Source organism: Bacillus sp. FSL W7-1582, from assembly GCF_038593325.1.
In the GTDB taxonomy this organism is placed as follows: Bacteria; Bacillota; Bacilli; order Bacillales; family Bacillaceae; genus Bacillus; species Bacillus altitudinis.
Genome location: NZ_CP151987.1, coordinates 2,264,457 through 2,283,953 on the forward strand (window position 1 = coordinate 2,264,457; position 19,497 = coordinate 2,283,953).

General features: G+C 40.9%; 21 protein-coding genes. 7 read left to right on the forward strand and 14 right to left on the reverse strand.

The annotated features are described in order from the left end of the window. Positions 1-79: 79 nt before the first annotated feature. The 5 genes from NSQ11_RS11670 to NSQ11_RS11690 form a co-directional block, all read right to left on the reverse strand. Positions 80-997, reverse strand: coding sequence for a phosphate ABC transporter substrate-binding protein (locus NSQ11_RS11670; protein ID WP_007501261.1), 918 nt, complete (start codon positions 995-997; stop codon positions 80-82). 214 nt (positions 998-1,211) lie between these two features. After that, positions 1,212-3,347: a penicillin-binding protein 2 gene (locus NSQ11_RS11675; RefSeq protein WP_129548381.1), complete on the reverse strand. Its 2,136-nt coding sequence runs from the start codon at positions 3,345-3,347 to the stop codon at positions 1,212-1,214. Between the two features lie 122 nt (positions 3,348-3,469). Continuing rightward, complete coding sequence (locus NSQ11_RS11680; RefSeq protein ID WP_008342348.1) at positions 3,470-4,756, reverse strand: MFS transporter; 1,287 nt, start codon at positions 4,754-4,756, stop codon at positions 3,470-3,472. Between the two features lie 123 nt (positions 4,757-4,879). Continuing rightward, a complete protein-coding gene (gene sodA, locus NSQ11_RS11685) occupies positions 4,880-5,488 on the reverse strand; it encodes a superoxide dismutase SodA (protein ID WP_007501264.1) in 609 nt (202 codons plus the stop codon). A gap of 183 nt (positions 5,489-5,671) precedes the next feature. Further along, complete coding sequence (locus NSQ11_RS11690; protein WP_048001748.1) at positions 5,672-6,157, reverse strand: DUF456 domain-containing protein; 486 nt, start codon at positions 6,155-6,157, stop codon at positions 5,672-5,674. 143 nt (positions 6,158-6,300) lie between these two features. On the opposite strand from NSQ11_RS11690, the gene NSQ11_RS11695 reads away from it, so the two are divergent. Beyond that, positions 6,301-7,053 (forward strand): DUF1189 domain-containing protein, encoded by a 753-nt coding sequence (locus tag NSQ11_RS11695; RefSeq protein ID WP_017367612.1) that lies wholly within the window; start codon positions 6,301-6,303, stop codon positions 7,051-7,053. Between the two features lie 241 nt (positions 7,054-7,294). On the opposite strand, the gene NSQ11_RS11700 is transcribed toward NSQ11_RS11695, so the two are convergent. Continuing rightward, positions 7,295-7,840 carry a GNAT family protein gene (locus NSQ11_RS11700; RefSeq protein ID WP_017367613.1) on the reverse strand — a complete coding sequence of 182 codons (546 nt, stop codon included), beginning with the start codon at positions 7,838-7,840 and terminating at the stop codon, positions 7,295-7,297. A gap of 184 nt (positions 7,841-8,024) precedes the next feature. Between NSQ11_RS11700 and NSQ11_RS11705 the strand changes: the two genes are divergently transcribed. Further along, positions 8,025-8,327, forward strand: coding sequence for a hypothetical protein (locus NSQ11_RS11705; protein WP_007501268.1), 303 nt, complete (start codon positions 8,025-8,027; stop codon positions 8,325-8,327). Positions 8,328-8,433: 106 nt separating this feature from the next. Then, positions 8,434-9,549 (forward strand): flavodoxin-dependent (E)-4-hydroxy-3-methylbut-2-enyl-diphosphate synthase, encoded by a 1,116-nt coding sequence (gene ispG / locus NSQ11_RS11710; protein ID WP_008342357.1) that lies wholly within the window; start codon positions 8,434-8,436, stop codon positions 9,547-9,549. A 48-nt stretch (positions 9,550-9,597) separates the two neighbouring features. Here the strand turns inward: ispG and NSQ11_RS11715 are convergent, their stop codons facing one another. Next, a complete protein-coding gene (locus NSQ11_RS11715; RefSeq protein WP_052320617.1) occupies positions 9,598-9,960 on the reverse strand; it encodes a DUF308 domain-containing protein in 363 nt (120 codons plus the stop codon). A 139-nt stretch (positions 9,961-10,099) separates the two neighbouring features. Here NSQ11_RS11715 and NSQ11_RS11720 point away from each other — a divergent pair, with 139 nt between their 5' ends. Then, positions 10,100-10,678 carry a nucleotidase gene (locus tag NSQ11_RS11720; protein ID WP_008342361.1) on the forward strand — a complete coding sequence of 193 codons (579 nt, stop codon included), beginning with the start codon at positions 10,100-10,102 and terminating at the stop codon, positions 10,676-10,678. A gap of 22 nt (positions 10,679-10,700) precedes the next feature. Here the strand turns inward: NSQ11_RS11720 and NSQ11_RS11725 are convergent, their stop codons facing one another. The 5 genes from NSQ11_RS11725 to NSQ11_RS11745 form a co-directional block, all read right to left on the reverse strand. Further along, on the reverse strand, positions 10,701-11,618 hold the full coding sequence (locus NSQ11_RS11725) for an ROK family protein (protein ID WP_008342363.1): 918 nt from the start codon (positions 11,616-11,618) through the stop codon (positions 10,701-10,703). Positions 11,619-11,759: 141 nt separating this feature from the next. Continuing rightward, positions 11,760-12,188, reverse strand: a complete 429-nt coding sequence (locus tag NSQ11_RS11730) for a Fur family transcriptional regulator (RefSeq protein WP_003217433.1) — start codon at positions 12,186-12,188, stop codon at positions 11,760-11,762. Continuing rightward, positions 12,166-13,026 (reverse strand): metal ABC transporter permease, encoded by an 861-nt coding sequence (locus NSQ11_RS11735; RefSeq protein ID WP_007501274.1) that lies wholly within the window; start codon positions 13,024-13,026, stop codon positions 12,166-12,168. The genes NSQ11_RS11730 and NSQ11_RS11735 overlap by 23 nt, the downstream gene beginning before the upstream one ends. Continuing rightward, positions 13,026-13,802, reverse strand: coding sequence for an ABC transporter ATP-binding protein (locus NSQ11_RS11740; protein WP_008342368.1), 777 nt, complete (start codon positions 13,800-13,802; stop codon positions 13,026-13,028). Before NSQ11_RS11740 ends, NSQ11_RS11735 begins: the two co-directional genes overlap by 1 nt. Positions 13,803-13,938: 136 nt before the next feature. Next, positions 13,939-14,820: a YitT family protein gene (locus NSQ11_RS11745; RefSeq protein ID WP_008342375.1), complete on the reverse strand. Its 882-nt coding sequence runs from the start codon at positions 14,818-14,820 to the stop codon at positions 13,939-13,941. A 140-nt stretch (positions 14,821-14,960) separates the two neighbouring features. Here NSQ11_RS11745 and NSQ11_RS11750 point away from each other — a divergent pair, with 140 nt between their 5' ends. Continuing rightward, positions 14,961-15,215, forward strand: coding sequence for a DUF2624 domain-containing protein (locus NSQ11_RS11750; protein ID WP_008342377.1), 255 nt, complete (start codon positions 14,961-14,963; stop codon positions 15,213-15,215). A gap of 49 nt (positions 15,216-15,264) precedes the next feature. Here the strand turns inward: NSQ11_RS11750 and NSQ11_RS11755 are convergent, their stop codons facing one another. Both NSQ11_RS11755 and NSQ11_RS11760 read right to left on the reverse strand, forming a co-directional pair. Next, positions 15,265-16,158, reverse strand: a complete 894-nt coding sequence (locus NSQ11_RS11755) for a deoxyribonuclease IV (RefSeq protein WP_017358005.1) — start codon at positions 16,156-16,158, stop codon at positions 15,265-15,267. A gap of 9 nt (positions 16,159-16,167) precedes the next feature. Next, complete coding sequence (locus NSQ11_RS11760) at positions 16,168-17,487, reverse strand: DEAD/DEAH box helicase (protein ID WP_035390836.1); 1,320 nt, start codon at positions 17,485-17,487, stop codon at positions 16,168-16,170. Between the two features lie 155 nt (positions 17,488-17,642). Here NSQ11_RS11760 and vrrA point away from each other — a divergent pair, with 155 nt between their 5' ends. Both vrrA and NSQ11_RS11770 read left to right on the forward strand, forming a co-directional pair. Continuing rightward, complete coding sequence (vrrA, locus tag NSQ11_RS11765) at positions 17,643-18,362, forward strand: VrrA/YqfQ family protein (RefSeq protein WP_035390838.1); 720 nt, start codon at positions 17,643-17,645, stop codon at positions 18,360-18,362. A 156-nt stretch (positions 18,363-18,518) separates the two neighbouring features. After that, entirely contained in the window at positions 18,519-19,463 is a 945-nt protein-coding gene (locus NSQ11_RS11770; protein WP_007501283.1) for a 4-hydroxy-3-methylbut-2-enyl diphosphate reductase, read from the forward strand. The last annotated feature ends 34 nt before the right edge of the window (positions 19,464-19,497 follow it).

The following is a 19,497-nucleotide window of genomic DNA, read 5'->3' on the forward strand; positions in this document are numbered from 1 at the left end:
CTTTTTCTACACTCCTATGAATGTCATAAAAGGAAAAGTGAAAAGCTCCACTTTTCCTTCATCATCAATTCAAGACCTTTTACTTATCTGTTTGTTTGCCTGTTGCGTCTCTTTCTACTTTCATATTAGAGACTGAGATGTAGCCTTGGTCTTTAACGATTTCTTTTTGTACTTCGTCACTCATCAAGTAATCTAAAAATTGTTTTGCTAAACCGTCTGGCTCACCTTTTGTATAAGAGTGCTCATATGCCCAAATTGTATATTTACCGCTTTCTACATTGCTTTCTTCTGGTTTCACACCATCAATGCTAAGCGGTGTAATTTTGTCATCTGTTAAATAAGAGAATGCTAGGTACCCAATCGCACCTGGTGTTTCTGCAATCAACTTTTTCACTGTGTTTGAAGAATCCTCTGTGATTCCTTCTGCAGGAGTCGCGCCGTCAAGTGCATATTTCACAAATGTTGCACGAGTTCCTGATGAGTCAGGTCTGTTCACAAGTGTGATTTTTTGGTCTTTCCCGCCAAGCTCTTTCCAGTTTTTGATTTTACCAGTGAAGATTTTTTTCAATTCGTCCTTTGTGATGTCTTTGACACCAACTTCAGGGTTAACAGCTGCCGCCATTCCAACAACTGCTACTTTGTGGTCTTTTAAAGCTTTTGCGTCGATTCCGTCTTTCTCTTCTGCGAATACATCTGAGTTCCCAATTTGTACAGATCCTTCTGATACTTGAGAAAGTCCTGTTCCTGAACCGCCGGCTTGTACTTGAATATCGGCTTTTGGATGTTTATCCATGAATTTTTCTGCTGCCGCAAGAACTAAAGGCTGCATCGCAGATGATCCTGAGATGGTAATGGAACCTGATGCCTCATCTTTGTTTGAAGCATTTCCTTTACTGTCTTTTGAATCTCCGCTTGAGCTGCTGTTTCCGCATGCTGTGACGAATGCTAACAATGCGATAGTAAGGAAAGTAAGCAGCCATAATTTGTTCTTTTTCATTTCAAGAATACCCCCTGAATAATTTGTCCTACGAGTAATACATTAAAGGTTCTTTATTAATTTCGTTTAAATGGAATGTTAAGGTTTTGTAAATGTCGAAGATTTGTAGAGAAATTGCGGGGTTTTTTATGATTTTTGTCAATTTATATCGAAAAGTTTGAAGAAAATATAAAAAAACGCCCACAAAAAGTGAGCGTTTTTACCTAGAATAGGTCTAGTTATTTGTTTCTGCTTCATTTTCAATTTTGTTTTTGTTCTTCGCTTGTGTATCATTGCTTTCCTGTTTCGATTTCAGTTCAAAGTACTTGTCTAATACTTGTTCACCAATATCATTTGTAATCGGATAGCGCTGGTTGTAATCTTGATACACCCAAGGCACGACAACTGAAATCGCTACTTCTGGATTATCAGCAGGCGCATACGCAACAAGTGTTGTGTTATACGTCGGTGTGCCGCGTTTGCTTTTAATCGGGCCGTCATAGAATGATTGAGCGGTCCCTGTTTTGCCAGCTGGATTGTATTTTTTGTTGCCAAAGTTCGAATATGCTGTCCCTCTTGGGTTCTGCATCACAAGCTTGAATCCTTGCTGTACGCGTTTGATCTCATCACTTGTCATATCGAGCTTATTCAGTACATCCGGCTTGACGGACTCCGTTACAGCCCCAATGCCTCTTTGCGGATCTGGCTCTCTCACTTCTTTTACGAGCTGAGGACGTAAACGATAGCCGCCATTGGCAATCGTTGAGACGTATTGCGCCATTTGTAGCGGTGTAAACGTGTCATATTGTCCAATCGCATAGTCAAGTAAAAGACCGGATTGTGTAGACGTTCCACGATAGCCAGTTGCTTCGTTTGGCAGGTCAATACCTGTCTCCACTCCAAGACCAAATTTACTAAAATTGTAACGGAACGTATCAAACGCCTTTGTATCAATTGGGAGCGGCTGATTCTTACGATATTCCCCTTTCCCAATTGCAATCGCTGTTTTAAACATATACACGTTTGATGAACGTTCTAGTGCGGTTAAATCATTAATGAGTCCCATATTTTGATAGGATTTTTTCGGCGGTGACTGAGCGATATAGAGCGGTTCATCGTATTGGGTGCTTCCAATATGAAGGACGCCTGTTTTATAACCTGTCAGCACAGTTGCCCCTTTTACTGCTGATCCCATCGCATATGATGATGTCATCGTTCCTAGTGCATAGTCATCAAATTTGTATGTCCCATTCTTATTGGAAATCTGTTTACCCGCAATCGAGAGCACTTCCCCATTTCTCGGGTCCATCATGACAACAAACGCACGATCAAGAAGTTCTGTGCCGCCTCTTTGTTTCGCACTTTTCAAGTTCTTTTCGATAATTTTTTCCACCGCTTTTTGCAGCTGAATATCAATCGTCAGCACAAGGTCTTTCCCGCTCTTTCCTTCTGTTAACACTTTAGAGCTTGTGACATTGCCTTCTTTATCCGTTGTACTTTGTTCTTTTTCTTTTTGACCTTGCAGGACATCTTCATATTGATATTCAAGATAACTTTTTCCTACACGATCATTTCGGCTGTAGCCGAGTGATAGATAATGTTCAAGCAGTGACGACGGAAGACCTTCATCACTTGAAGACACACTGCCGAGCATACTGCGGAGCAGTCCTTTATAAGGATAGCTGCGTGACCAGTCTGTTGTGACATCTACACCTGGCAACTCGTCCAAATGCTCAGAGACGTAAGCAATTTCACTTGGTTTAACGTCTTCATTTTTTATGAATTGAGGCGTAAGTGCATAGCCTGCATCCATTTGTCTTTTAATCGCAAGCACTTGCAAATCTTTTTTCGTCAGTTGATTTAATTCCTTGTCTGTGATGCGTTTCAGCTGGAGCTCGTATAGTTTATCATCAGAGACCTTATCGTCACCCTTTAAATCGGATTCCTTTTGAACAAGCTTTTTCGCTTCATTCGGATGGGTTAAGATCCAGAAATCTTTTTTATCACGATCTGTGATTTTCTTCGTACTTACGTGAATCATATCCGCTAATTTTGTTGCCACTTTGAGCCGCTCTTCTTGTGAAGTCGTCGAGGTTCTCGTATATGTAATGGCATTTAGCGCTTTATTGCTGACAATCGTGTTATAGTTTCGATCATAAATTTTTCCGCGCGGAGCAGATGAGCTGACATTCACGTCTTCTTGTTTTTCTGCCTGCTTTTTATAATCTTCTCCATTCACAATCTGCACAAAACCGAGTCTGACCACAACACCGGTAAAAATAATGAACGCAGCTAAAAATAATAAATTCAGCCGGATCGGAAGTGTTTTGCGCCCTTCCTTCGCGTCTTTTTTGTTTTTCTTGTTTCTCATCACATCACCTTTTCTATCAAGAAAGAAATGGCACCCCTTTTTGTGTATAAAAGGTGCCATCATCATTTTAGCGGTTTTTCTATCATTTATCTAGAAATTTGATGTTCCATTGGTAAGAAATTTTACCTTTCTCCCTTCATAAGGTTCGTTTGAGAAACAGGCTTTTGACCGTCAGCCTCTTCTATATCAGCTGTTTTCTCTTTTAAATGAATGTCCTTTACAAAATAATAAATAAGGGTGTGCCCCGCTCCGAGTACGACTAGTGAAGCAGGAATCCCAAGCCGATCGCCCAGTAAGGTGACAGATAAAAGAAAAAAGACAATCGAACAAATACGCCCGGCATTTAAAAATAGTTCTCTGACGACAATATATTCAATTCGGGCTTTTCTTGCATATCTGGCATGACCGATGACATCGTAAGTTAAAGAGACATACGGAACTAGCAGAAGCGGGTAGCCGATCGCAATGGCTACAGCGTACATAAGCAGTGATACATAGGACAAGTGAAAGACGATTAAAAATAAAGCGCCGTATAAAATAAGCCCGCCAAACATAATCGCTTTTTTGCGCCATTTTTTCTTAATCAAACGAGTAGCAAAAAAATAGGCAAAAAAGGCAACACCTGAATTGACTAGACCAAATGTGCCTAAAGCAAGCTCACTGTTTGTTGCAATAAACACAAAGACACTGATTAAAAAGACAAACACGCCTTCACGGAGCCCCTGAAAAAAGTGAGCAGTTGTGATCTTACGCCAATTCTCGTCCGCATGGCGCTCTTTCCAAATTTGCTTAATGATAAATTTTCCTTTTGATTGTCTCCTCTTGAGGAAAAAACTCATCACAACCGCTAGTGAAAACAAAAAAAGCGATAAAGTGAAAATCACTGTATAGCCTGTATCATCCGTTAATTGAGAAATCACAATTCCTGCAATGAGCGGCCCGATCATACCAGCTGTAGAGGTAAGCACTCCTAAAAATCCATTAAAGAAATCCCTTGTTTCAGGTTCAGTGATCTCAAAAGTGAGCACGTTAAAGGCAAGCCAGTAAAAACCATAGCCGATTCCAAGCACACTGCCTAATAACACGAGCCGAGCTGCCGCTTGCTCTCCTGCCATGAGAACAATTAAGTAAAAAGCGGCTAAGAAGATGACACCGAAACGAAGGACAAATGCACGATCTATTTTTTTAGCGAGCCGTCCAGCAAATAAAAAGGTAATGGGCTGAAGGACAACAATTGCCAAGTTATAAATCGCAAGGTCTGTAAATCGCCCAGACTGTTTCCATAAATACACGTTCACAAACGTATTCGAAAGCGCAATCGCAAGTGCGTATAATCCGCCAATCGTGAGGAGGAGCAATAAATCTCTTGTGACATCCATGTCCCCGAACATTTTCTTTAATCTGCTCATATCATTCATTCTCCTTTTCTACACAATAGTCTGTCTCATCAAAAGGCAGATATGTAAAAAAAGGAGGGAAAATATAAAAAGACCCGCTCTCAGAGAGAAGCAGGTCTTTTCAAATCAAATCATTTATTTAGCTTCGCTGTAAAGGCGAGCCACTTCATCCCAGTTCACAACATTCCAGAATGCTGAAATGTAATCAGGACGACGGTTTTGGTAGTTTAGGTAGTAAGCATGCTCCCAAACGTCTAGTCCTAGAATTGGTGTTTTTCCTTCAGTTAAAGGAGAATCTTGGTTTGGTGTGCTTGTAATTTCAAGTTTGCCATTGTTCACAACAAGCCATGCCCAACCAGAACCAAAGCGTCCTGCAGCTGCTGCAGCGAAATCAGATTTGAATTTTTCAAATCCGCCTAATTCTTTTTCGATCGCATCTGCAAGTTCACCAGTTGGTGCGCCGCCACCGTTTGGTGAAAGAAGCGTCCAGAATAATGAGTGGTTCGCATGTCCTCCGCCATTGTTACGTACAGCTGTACGAATGTTTTCAGGCACAGAGTTCAAGTTAGCCACTAGCTCTTCAATTGATTGATCTTCAAGAGCTGATACACCTTCGATTGCTTTGTTTAAGTTTGTTACATAAGTGTTGTGGTGTTTTGTGTGGTGAATCGTCATTGTTTCCTTGTCGATATGTGGTTCTAATGCATCGTAAGCATATGGTAATTCTGGAAGTTTAAAAGCCATGGTTAAATTCCTCCTTAGAAATGTATGTACTGAAATGCTTCCTTAGTAAGCAAGCAATTCACCCTAATCAAAGAGTATCAAAAGAAACGGCTTGTTTCAACGTTATTGCTCATGATCTGAAACATTTCAGTGTTTATTTTGTATTTAACCCTTCAGAAAGAGTGTTAAACACCGATTTTCCATTTAGCGAAGCACATAAAACAAAAAGATTCCCAGCATCAGTGCTTGAATCAACCCTTTTACAAATACGCCTGACACAAAACCAATTAATGAGCCAAGCCCCACTTTCACACTTGTCTTCAGATCTTTTTGATGAACGAGCAGCTCTGCGATGACACTGCCGATAAATGGACCAATGATAATTCCAGCAATCGGAATCACAAAAGGACCGGCTAAAAGCCCAATGGTACTTCCCCAAATGGCCGCCCGGCTGCCGCCAAAGCGTTTCACCCCAATCAGATTGGAGACATAATCCGCGGCAAATAACACAGCTGTAAACATGGCTTGAATGAGCCAAAAGGTGAGCGTCAATTTCTCAAAGCTAAAAAAGAGCCCATATAAAATAAACCCAAGAACCATGAAAACCACACTAGGAATGATTGGATAGACAAGTCCCACAAACGCAATGATAAATGCACAGCCGATCAAAACCCAATATAGCACGTCCAATCCGCAGCCGCCTCCTTTTTATATGCTGTATACATTATGCCTCATTCCTTCTATCTTAACCAGCAATGAAGGCCGTACTTGTACTGGATGGATAGACATTGATACAATGTGAGAAATAGAAAAGAATGTAGGAAGTGAATCGGTTGAACGTATTTAGTTTATTGTTAAAAGGAATTTATTCACCAAAAGATATTGCCAGAGCACGTTTTACTGGGATTGGAAAGGCCATTTTATTCATCTTTATCCTTTCGATCATCGCAGCTGTCCCCCAGGGCTATCATATGAGCCAAGAGATTTCAAATGCGATGTCAGGATTTCAGCATGTGATTAAAAAAGATTTACCCGACTTTTCCATTGAAAAAGGAACGCTTCAAGCGGTCCAAAGCACGCCGATAGAAAAAGAAGAAAACGGCATCACGATTATCTTTGATCCCGCTGAAAAAATAAAATCAAGTGAGCTTGAGTCAAAACAAACAGCCATTGCGTTATTGAAAGAAAAAGCAGTGATTGCCATTGATGGACAAATGACAGATATTCCATACCAGCTGCTTGGCGGAACACTCACAAAAGATGAACTTGCCAGCGTCACAAACCAGAATCAAGCGATCATTATCCCTGTCATTTGTGTCCTGCTGTACCTATCTACTGCTGCTCTCATGTTCATCAGCGCAACATTCCTAGCCATGCTTGGCACATTTATTAAACGAATGCAGCAAAAAGAGCTGTCCTTTCAAATGCTTTGGAAGCTCTCTGCCTATTCACTCACATTAACAACCGTCTTTTTCGCCATCATGAGTGCATTAAACACGCCGGTTGCGAACTCATTTTTATTAAATTGGGTGATTAACTTTATTTTCTTATATCTTGTCATTAAAGAAATACCTGCAAAAAAATAAGCTCCCTCATTTTGGGGAGCTTTCAGATTGTTGACAAAGGGCTAAAATGTTGTTGATTTTAGCCCTTTGTCTTCTTTTCAGCGTGATAGAAAACCTTTGCATTCTAGGAAGGACAGCTACTTTGACGGAGCGAATTTGTCATTCGTGAGTACCAGCGCGCAGGACTGACAAAGAATGCGATGGTTTGCCTACACGCTGTAAGTTCCCTCATTTTAGGGAGCTTTTTTTATTTGTCTTGACCCTATGACTCATCTGGATGGATGATCGCAAACATATAGTGATCCTCCCACTTATCATTGATCTTTACTTTTTTACGATGAAGTCCCTCATTTTCAAACCCTGTCTTCTCAAGCACACGAATGGAACCAATGTTAGATGGTTTTACGCCAGCCTCAATACGGTGAAGGTACAATTCATAAAAGGCATAATCGATAATCAAACGAATCGCCTCTGTCATATACCCCTTCCCGCCTTGCCTTTCATCAAGCACATATCCAAGCAAAGCCCCTTGAATCGGTCCTCTTTCAACAGAATGGAGTGAGATCGTTCCAATTAATGCATCTGTTTCATTTAAGAAAATACCGTGCATATAGGCTTCATCTTTTGCACGCCTTTGCATACTGCGGTTAATCCGTTCCTTTTGACGAGGTACAGTAAAAAAATCATCCTGAACCAAAGGTGTAAATTGCTGAAAATAAGTGCGATTCTCTCGTTCAAGTGTTAATAGAGCTTCTGCATCACTTTCTGTTAGTGTTCTTACATATATATTCTGACTGATTTTCTTCATATACTCTCCCCCTTTTTTTATTTTATCATAATAAAGAAAGGGCTTAGGCTTATCAAAGATTTTTCCGATTACAAGTCATAATAGAACTCACTAGAACCACCCTTCCTAGCTTTTTCACTCTTTTTGTTCTATCAACTCAGGGACAAACATACACTGAAGTAAACTCTTAAAAGCGGTGAGTAAAATGCGGCGAATTATTTTTTTACTAGTCAGTTTGTTTGTCCTCTTTATTATCTTTTTTGATTTGAAAAATGGAACGATCCCCGTTCAGGAAGGACCTGCTGTTCCCGCCAGCGCCTTTCAAACAGCTGAAAAACAGGCATATAAAACTGTCACTGTTAAACAAGGTCAAACCGTCGTCTCTATCGTACATACAAGTAAGCCATTAGATGAAGTGATCGAAGACTTTGAAGCACTGAATCAAGGCGTCAAAGCGAACGAAATTCGGGCAGGCAGCACATACAAGTTTCCGGTCTATAAGAGATAAAACGTTAATTCCTTGTCATTCATATAAAGAGACTGTTACAATATGAGATGTAAAACACGTCGTACACTGCAAACGAATTGCATGTACACTAAGGAGCGATTGACAAGTGAGTGAAGTCACACATCGTACAAAAACGCGTCCCGTCAAAGTGGGACCTTTAACTATAGGTGGAAACAATGAAGTCGTCATTCAAAGTATGGCGACAACCAAAACACATGATGTCGAAGCGACAGTAGCTGAAATTAAACGTTTAGAAGAAGCTGGCTGTCAAATCGTGCGTGTCGCATGCCCAGATGAGCGTGCAGCAAATGCGATTGCGGACATTAAAAAACAAATCAACATTCCCCTTGTTGTCGACATTCATTTTGACTACAAGCTTGCACTGAAAGCGATTGAAGCAGGTGCAGACAAAATTCGTATCAACCCAGGAAACATCGGAAGACGAGAAAAAGTCGAAGCTGTTGTGAAAGCGGCAAAAGAAAAAGGCATTCCAATTCGTATTGGGGTAAACGCCGGTTCACTCGAGAAAAAGATTCTTGATAAATACGGCTATCCAACAGCAGATGGTATGGTTGAAAGTGCACTGCATCACATTAAAATTTTAGAAGACCTAGACTTTCATGACATCATTGTCAGTATGAAAGCATCTGACGTAAACCTTGCGATTGAGGCATACGAAAAAGCAGCAAAAGCCTTTGATTACCCTCTTCATCTTGGGATTACAGAATCAGGTACGTTATTTGCAGGTACGGTCAAAAGTGCAGCTGGTCTTGGCGCAATCTTGAATATGGGGATTGGTAACACACTCCGTATTTCATTAAGTGCTGACCCGGTCGAAGAGGTCAAAGTGGCACGTGAATTATTAAAATCATTTGGCCTTGCATCAAATGCAGCAACACTCATCTCTTGTCCAACTTGTGGACGAATTGAAATTGACCTCATTAGCATTGCAAATGAAGTCGAAGAATATATTTCTAAAATTAAAGCACCAATTAAAGTAGCTGTTCTCGGATGTGCTGTAAACGGTCCGGGTGAAGCGCGTGAAGCTGATATTGGCATCGCTGGCGCTAGAGGTGAAGGCCTTTTATTCCGCAAAGGTGAAATCGTTCGGAAAGTGCCAGAAGAAACAATGGTCGAAGAACTGAAAAAAGAAATCGATAAAATCGCTGAAGAACATTATGCAAAAATGGAAGCTGAAAAAGCAAAACAAGCGAACGCATAACAAAGAACGCCTGACATCACTGTCAGGCGTTTTTCTGTTCCTATCCTGTTAAAAGAACGGGGTGATAAAGATGCCGAGGATGACGGAAACGATTCCGATCCCGATTGACCACGCGCCAAGCGCATGTGCTCCTTTTCTTCTTGCAACATAACCAACGACGATTGCCGCTACCCCTAATAGCACCGGCAAGACAAATAATGAGATAATCGCAATCGCGAGTGCTGTATAGCCTATCCCCTTACTGCCTGAATCGTCACCTACATGGTCACGTTCTCTTCTGTCTTCACGATCTCTTGATGCTTGATATGGCTCTGCTATTTCAGCAGCTGTTTCCTCTAAATAGCCATCATCATTACTAAAGTGTGTGTCGATTTCACGATCATTTCTTCTGAAATCTTCGTCTCTTTCCATGATCAATTCCCCCTTTTGGTTAATAGAAAGGAGCTTTTTTAGTATGAGCAAAAATGTCTGTTTCATGTTTGCTAAAACTTGCTGGAATTGTGAATTGATTATGTTACACTTTAAGAGGATAAATATGAGGAGTGTGGGCATGTTACGTTTAGGAATTGATATCGATGGCACAGTCACGGCGCAGGACACCTTTGTCCCCTACTTAAATGAGTCGTTTCAATGTGACATCACACTAGATGATATGACGGAATATGATTTGACGAAGCTTTTAAAGATTTCAAATGAAGAATTTTGGGGCTGGATGAATGAGTATGAGCCTCTTATTTATAAACAGGCAAAGCCTGCCGAGGGTGCAAAAGAAATCCTCAATCAAATGAAACATCATCATCAATTGATTTATATCACAGCCAGAAGGCAGCATCACTCAGACATCACCTACAAATGGTTTGAGGAGAATCATGTCCATTATGACGATATCGAGCTTGTTGGCGGACATCATAAGGTGGAAGCTGTTCAAAAACATAAGATCGATGTGTTTTTTGAAGATCATCATGGCAATGCCACAATGATTGCAAAAGAAGCTGACATTCCAGTGATTCTGTTTAACTCACCGTATAATCAAATGCCAATTGATGAACGGATCATTCGCGTGAATAATTGGCAAGAAGCATCCCAATGGATCAAACAGTATGAAAAGCGTCTGCAAACTGCTTACTAAAACAGATCAAAAGCCGATACGTTTAATGTATCGGCTTTTTGATTGTACGATGATGTCCTTCTTTTATTAAAAAATGATAAAGTGCACCCATCATACCTGCCTGATTGAAGTAATAGCACGTTTCCAGTGTCACCTGTATGTTTTTCCATGCATGCAAAGTATGTAAATGTTTCTCAATGTTTGGAATCAAATCGGGCCTTGCACTCACGCCCCCGCCAATGAGGATTTTCTCTGGATTGAGAACTGTTGCCACATTGTAAATGCCAATTGCGATTCGCTTGTACCACTTATCGATCATCTTCTCAATGGCCGGATCTTGCTTGGCTTTTTCAAAGATTTCTTGACCGTCGATTTGCTGACTTTGTGGAATTCCTTGCTGCTCTTTGTAGCTTCGTATCAATCCAGCTGTCGAAGCACTGCTGTTGAGTGTGGTAAACTGACCGTTTTCTGTTTCTGTCAGCATCATGCCAAATTCACCGCCGCGAAAAGAGGCACCGCGCACAAGCTCGCCACCAGCAAAAATACCACCGCCGACACCAGTCCCAAGCGTCATACATATAAAGCTGTCACACTCTTTCGCATGACCACTAAATTTTTCAGCCAGAGCTGCACAGTTCGCATCATTTTCTACTTCTACACGAAGTGATGTTTTTTCTTCCAAAAGTGTTTTGACATTTTGGCCATTTAAAGCAATAATCGCTCCTGCAAATTCCGTATAACCCGTTTGACTGTCAACAAACCCCGGAAGACTCATCGCAATCCCTTTGATATCCCAAGTCCTTTGATACTCTTTCACCACGTTCTCCATGTCCTCTAAAAACCGCTTAAGCTGCCGGCAGTTTGTTTCGTAGTCGCCGCTCGTGATCAGCTCACCATTTCGATTCATGACCCCGTGCTTTGTTTTTGTCCCGCCTACATCGAATACGATATAATACGCCACTTTTGACCCCTCCCCCTATTTCTAAAGACTCAAATCTGCTTCTATAGATGATCTGTTGTTCTCATTTTAATGAAACAGCTATCCTTTGTAAAACGTTTTCAACATGACAAAACAAAAAGCCAGCCCATCGGCTGGCTTCTTTCATGAATGAACTTCCTTCGGTTCGCAAGAAGGACACGTTCCGTAAATCTCAAATTTATGTCCGCTAATGTGATAATCCTCTAGATCAGCATCAAGCTTGTCCATAGGGCAAGCGTCGATTTCCTTTGTTTTACCGCATGTCAAACAAATAAAGTGATGATGATGATGGGAAAACGAACATTTAAAACGGAACAGTTTCTCCCCTGATAATTCCGTTGTCTCTAATATCCCAAGATCTTCATATAAAGACAGGTTTCGATAAATCGTATCAAAACTAAGCCCTGGGTAATCTTCACTTAATGCTGTTAATACATTTTTAGCGGTCAAGTATTTATCAGAATCAGAAAACAATTGAAGCATATCTTCACGTTTGCTTGTATATTTATAGCCTTTTTCCTTTAATAAATCAAGCGCTTCTTGTACGTTCATGATGATTCCCCCTTCTGAATTTCCCAATACTAATACACCCGATTAAAATCAAGATAGACAGCATCACAATGGTTCCACCCGGCGCTAAATCAAGATAATAACTTAAAATCAAGCCGACCATGACAGACAATTCCCCAAATAAGATGGAAAGGAAAATCGCCTGTTTAAACCCTTTGGCAATCCGAATACTTGCCGCAACAGGCAGTGTCATGAGTGCGGACACTAGGAGTGTACCAACAATACGCATCGATGCTGCGATGACAAGTGCAACGACTAAAATAAAAATAAAATGAATCCACTTAGCTGAAATACCAGAAGCCTTCGCATGTTCTTCATCAAAAGAAAGCAAAAACAATTCTTTATACAAGAGCACAACCACTAATACAACGACAAGTGAGATCCCAACAATGATCCAAAGATCGAGCCTTGAAACCGCACTGACACTTCCAAACAAATAGCTGAACAAATCTGTATTAAAACCATTTGCAAGTGAAATGAAAATAACAGAGATCCCAATACCACCTGATAAAATAATGGGAATCGCCAGCTCCTGATAATGTTTATACACAGAGCGCAGACGTTCAATAAACAACGAGCCAGCCACAGAAAAAGCCATTCCTAAGTAAAGCGGGCTAACCCCTGTCAAAAGTCCAAACTTTTTATCAAGGAATAAACTTGCCGCTATCCCAGCAAGTGATACGTGACTAAGCGCATCTGCGATGAGAGAGAGCCTTCTCACGACAATAAATACACCAAGTAAGGGCGCAATAAAGCCGATCAGCATACCTGCGATAAACGCATTTTGTAAAAATTCATAATGAAAAAATGGAAATAGCATTATTCATGTCCCCCATGATGGTGATGATCGTGATGAATCACTTGAATGTCATGCCCGTAAAACTGAGAAAGCGCCTGATCATCCATCGAATCAAACGTTTCCGCATCTCCATGAAAATGAAGTGTCTGATTTAAACAAGCCACATGCGTGACTTTGTCAGAAACGGTTCCTACATCATGTGTAACGAGAATTAAAGACATTCCTTTTTCTTTGTTCAATGTTTCTAGCAGCTGATAAAAGCCCTCTACTGTTCTTTGGTCTACACCCACAGTCGGCTCATCTAAAATAAGCAGCTTCGGCTGACTGACGAGTGCACGGGCAATAAATGTACGCTGCTGCTGACCGCCTGAAAGCTCACCAATGTTTTGGTGTTTTAAGTCTTGTATGCCAACTGAACGTATGGCCTCATCTACTTGAAGCTTATCCTGCTTACTCATGCGTTTGAATAAACCAATCTTCGCCGTTAAACCACTTGCCACGACCTCGTATACAGAAGCAGGAAAACCTGTATTAAAGCTATTCGCCTTTTGAGAAACAAATCCAATTTGATCCCAGTCTTTAAATTTTTGAGCAGGTGTGCCAAAGAGCTTCAATTCTCCCTGCTGTGGTTTAATCAAGCCAAGCAGGCATTTTAATAAGGTTGTTTTACCAGATCCATTCGGTCCAACAAGTGCTAGAAAGTTTCCTTCCTCTACTGTTAAATGAATGTGATCGATGACATTTCGCTGTCCATATGAATACGAAATGTCCTTCATTTCAATAATTGGCTTTGCCATAAATCTTTCCACCTTTAATCCAATATAAAAAGAATGATTACGATTTATACAACAAAAAGAAAATGGCAAAAGCCATTTTCTTTGTCCATACATACATTTCATTATATAAAAGAAAGATAAAAAAGTAAAATAAAAGCTAATGAATGGCTGTTTTGAATTTACCGCCTTTTGTTTCATGCGTATCCATAATCGTAATAAAAGCTTGACCATCAATTTCAAACACAATAGATTTCAGCTTCGTAATTTCAAGTCTTGTCACGACGGCGTAAATGACATCTTTTTCTTCATCGGTATAACCGCCTTTTCCTCTAAGCTTGGTCGTTCCCCTGCCGAGACGATGAAGGATCGCATCTGAAATTTCATCATAATAATCCGAAACGATAATGACAGCTTTTGTTTCATCTAGTCCTTGAATGACAGCATCAATTGTTTTCATTGCCAAATAATATGTCATGACAGAATACATAGCTTGCTCCGGTCCGAAGACAAAGCCCGCCCAAATAAAAATGAACACATTGACAATCATGACAAACTCACCGACGGAGAAAGGAATTTTTTTCGTCAGAAGAATTCCTAAGATTTCCGTTCCGTCCATTGAGCCTCCATTCCGTATCACAAGCCCAACGCCAAACCCGAGTAACAGCCCCCCAAATACAGTAGCTAAAATCGGCTGCGTCGTAAATGCTTCTACATGATGGAGTGAAGATTCAATCACGGCCAAGCTGACAATCCCAATCACAGTGGAAATCAAGAAGGTTTTCCCAATATGTTTGTATCCTGATATCATAAATGGAATATTTAAAATGACAACAATCGTCGCGAAATTAATGAATGGGTTATCCGTAAAAAGATAATCCAAAATAAGCGAAATACCGATGATGCCTCCATCAATAATATTGTTTGGCACTAAAAATAATTCAATGCTGACTGCTGCACATGCAGCTCCTACTAGAATCAGAAAAATTCTCAAAATAAAATGAGGCACTGATTCCTTTCTATGCTGTTTACTATTTGCCATACGTTCTCCCTTCTACACATGTTTAGTTTTCAATGAACATTTTATTCACTTTACTATTTTATCATTTCACAGAGTAAAATAAAATTTTTTGCACATTTTCCGTTTTCGCCCATACATTGATACAGAGGGGAGGAATGGAATTGATTTTAATTCAAAAAATTGTGTTGCAGCGTCTGAATCAGATCACAGCAAATGATTTGTTAAGGTATGCGAAACAGTACGGGGTCAGTTTAACATCCAATCAGGCTGCTGAGGTCGCCAAACTCATGAATGGGAAAAACGTCAATATTTTTAATGATGCAGAGCGCAACCGGCTGCTTAAGCAAGTAGAAGCGATTACGTCTAAACAAACTGCACAGACCGTCAACGATCTGTTTAATCAGTTCACAAATTAGGCAAAAAAGGGCCGCATTTAGCGGCACCTCATCACATTGCATGCACTTTTTATTGACCCGTAATCTTATCTAGTAAACCTTCATCAAATTGCTTTTCTTTCAGCATCGCAATTTCGAATTTATAAGGTGGTTTCTTGTTCTTTTTATCTTCACCTACATAAGGCGTTTCTAGAATCTTCGGCACATCTTGAAGCTGTGGATGATGAACGATATAGCTCAGGGCATCAAAACCAATTTCTCCGAAACCGATATTTTCATGTCGGTCTTTTCTTGCGCCTTGTACATTTTTACTATCATTAATATGAAGAACTTTGATTCGGTCGATCCCAACAATTCGATCAAATTCTTCTAATACTCCATCAAAATCACTCACAATGGGATAACCAGCATCGTGCGTGTGACACGTATCAAAGCAGACAGAAAGTGCTTCGTTATGTGTCACACCGTCAATAATTTGAGCAAGCTCTTCAAAGCTTCTTCCGCACTCTGATCCTTTTCCCGCCATTGTTTCCAGCGCAATTTGAACCTCCTGCCCCTTCACAATGACTTCATTGAGACCTTCAATGATTTTTTGAATTCCAGCATCTGCACCTGCTCCGACATGCGCACCTGGATGAAGAACAATTTGTCTTGCACCTAGCGCTTCTGTACGCTCTATCTCAGAGCGAAGGAAATCCACTCCAAGCTCAAATGTCGCTGGATTCACTGTGTTCCCAATATTGATAATATACGGTGCATGAACGACGATATCTGTCATACCATGCTCTTTCATATGCGCTTGTCCAGCTTCAATATTGAGATCTTCAATTTTTTTACGGCGCGTATTTTGCGGTGCACCTGTATAAATCATAAAAGTATTTGAACCATAAGAGGCAGCTTCCTCACTCGCTGCAAGTAGCATATGTTTTCCGCTCATGGATACATGTGATCCAATCTTCAACAATGTGTCCCCCTACTTTCCGTTACGCTTTGACTTTCTACGTTCTTGTCTTTTGATCTTATCCATCTCACGTGTCATTTTCTTTTTATATCCAGGTTTGACGGCTTTCGGTTTTCTGACAAGGCGTTTTGCTTTTTCTTCAATTTCATTTGGTGCTTTTTTACGTCTTTGACGCTTCAAACGATCATCTGCATCTCGCCATTCGCCATGAACAATCGTTTTGTTTTCAAACACAACACCCATTTTTTCAATTTGAACGAGTGCATCCTCATCAGCGAGATCATAAATGGTCATTGCAATGCCAGATGAACCAGCGCGAGCCGTTCTTCCCACACGGTGAACATAAAAATCAAGATCGGATGGGAGCTCATAGTTAATCACGTGGCTGACGCCCTTAATATCAATACCGCGGGCAGCAAGATCAGATGCCACAATATAGGTGAACTCCAAATCTTCAATTTGTTTCATCACTTTTTTACGTTCACGAGGCGTTAAACCACCATGAAGTACCCCAATGTTCATTCCTTTTTCCTGTAGGAATGCGGCAATTTCATCAACAGTTGATTTCGTGTTGGCAAAGATGATCCCTAAATAAGGCTGTACATTCGTCACCATTTCATGAAGTAATTTTAATTTATCACGCTGTTTAGATGGAACTAAAATATGCTGAATGTTTTCAGCCGTAATGCGTTTCGGTTCAACATGTGCATATTTCGGATTATCCATATATTTTTTGAGGAAAGGTTTTAATTTTTCTGGAATAGTTGCTGAGAACACGAGCATTTGCAGCTGTTCTGGCATTTGTGAACCAATACGATCCACATCTTCTAAAAAGCCCATATCCAGCATAAGGTCTGCTTCATCAATGACAAGAGATGTTGCTTTGTACACATTCAGCGCTTGCTCATGAATAAGATCAGCAATACGTCCAGGAGTGCCGACCACTAAGTGCGGCTGATTCTTTAGCTTTTGAATGGATTTCTGCTTGTCCGTTCCGCCAATGTAAAGCTTTGCCTTGATTTCTTCTTCTGGAGTCGTATTTTTTAAGATCGTTTGTGCTTCTTTAAAAATTTGATTCGCTAATTCTCGTGTTGGTGCAGTAATGACCACTTGTACTTGCTCTTTGCTTGGATCAATTGAATGAATAAGCGGCAATAAATACGCATGGGTTTTCCCTGTCCCTGTTTGAGACTGTCCAATCACGCTTTCACCTTTTAAAACAGCAGGGATGATTCTCTTTTGAATATCAGTCGGCTCATAAAAGCCCAGTTCATGAATAGCATCTATAATAAAAGACTTTAATTCATATGTCGTAAATTTCGTTTCTTTCATGTTTTCACTCCTTAAGGCAATGCCTTTTTGCTCATCTCCTCATTATAGCTGATTTTCAGCAAAAAAACCATGTCCGCTTTTCTCACAGGAAACCAAATGATACTTCCTTGCATAACCTATGAAGAGAAAGAGAATGCAGTAAGGGAGGTACAAGTATGTTAGGGCAAAGGCCTATGGGCGATTTTCAGCCGCATCGCCCCTCACGCCGGCACCTTGGAAATGGCGGACAGCCCGGGATTTTTCAACGGAGACAGCAGGCTCCGATCGAACAGCCTTTTCAAGGGCAAGGCAACCAATTTCAACAAATGATGCCTCGCTCTCCGTCTGTACAAGGCGGCGGTCTACGCGGGATGGGTGGCATTCCTGGAGGCGAAAGCCGTGCACTAGGCGGCGCCGGAATTAAGGGCATGCTGGCAAAATTTCTTCCTGGAGCTGGAGGTGCAGGAATCTCTGGAGCTGGAGGTGGTGCGGGATTACAAGGAATCCAGAGCTTCGCAAACCCTGCGAACCTTTCAAGCATGTTAGGAAATGTTCAAAAAGTACTCGGAATGGCGCAGCAATTCACGCCTATGATTCAGCAATACGGTCCTTTAGTCAGAAATTTGCCTGCCATGATTAAACTCTATAGCCAGCTTGGCAGTGCGGATGATGATGAAACAAATACGAATGATGCAGACGAAGAACCAAAAGAAATCACTGCAGAAACAGACGTTCCGCACGAACAAGCAGCACCGGTTGATGATGAAATAGAAGAAGGAAAAGAAGAAGAACCAGAGGACATCCTTGTCAAAAAAACCACTGTACACACATCAGCTGCTCCTGAAGCAAAACCGAAAAAAAGATCGGGCAGTTCAATTCCGAAACTATATGTCTAGTGATCTTTTATAGGCGAAGTGTTTCCCATGTATAACAATCTTTGATATATGCGCTTACTTTGGCTATAATGAAGGAAGAGAATGATCAAAAGCCGTTTTTCACGGCTTTTTATATTGTTCTTCTCTAGCAGCACTTCCCTACAGGAGGACGAATAAATGAATGTAATTAAAATTTCGCCGCGTGGCTATTGCTATGGCGTTGTAGATGCAATGGTCATTGCTAAAAATGCCGCACTTGATAAAAACTTGCCACGCCCAATTTATATATTAGGTATGATTGTGCACAACAAACATGTCACAGATGCCTTCGAAGAAGATGGAATTTACACACTGGACGGACCAAACCGTCTGGATATTTTAAAACAGGTTGAAAGTGGCACAGTGATTTTCACCGCTCACGGCGTATCTCCTGAAGTCCGTCAAATTGCAGAAGAAAAAGGCCTTGTCGCCATTGATGCGACCTGTCCAGATGTCACGAAAACACATGAACTCATTTCAGAAAAAACAGCTGATGGATATGACATTATTTATATCGGGAAAAAGGGTCACCCTGAGCCAGAAGGAGCCGTCGGTGTTGCACCTGACAAAGTCCACCTTGTCGAAACAGAAGCTGATATTAAAGCGCTCGATTTGACGTCAGATAAACTACTCATCACCAATCAGACGACAATGTCTCAGTGGGATGTTCATGATCTGATGGAGCTCATTAAAGAAAAATATCCTCACGTCGAGTACCATCAAGAAATCTGCCTTGCGACACAGGTACGTCAGGAAGCTGTGTCACAGCAAGCAGGCCAAGCCGATCTGACCATTGTGGTCGGCGATCCAAAAAGTAACAACTCAAATCGTCTGGCGCAAGTGTCAATGGAGATTGCAGGAACGCAGGCTTACCGAATTGGTGATCTCAGTGAGTTAAAGCTTGAATGGCTCCAAGGGGTAAAAACAGTTGCCGTTACTGCAGGTGCTTCCACACCAACACCTATTACAAAAGAAGTCATTCGTTTCTTAGAAAACTACGAACCTGATGATGAATCGACATGGAAAATTGAACGGACGGTTCCTCTTTCTAAGATATTACCTCGCGTGAAAACAAAGAAATAAAAAAACGTCAGAGCTGCTATGCTCTGACGTTTTT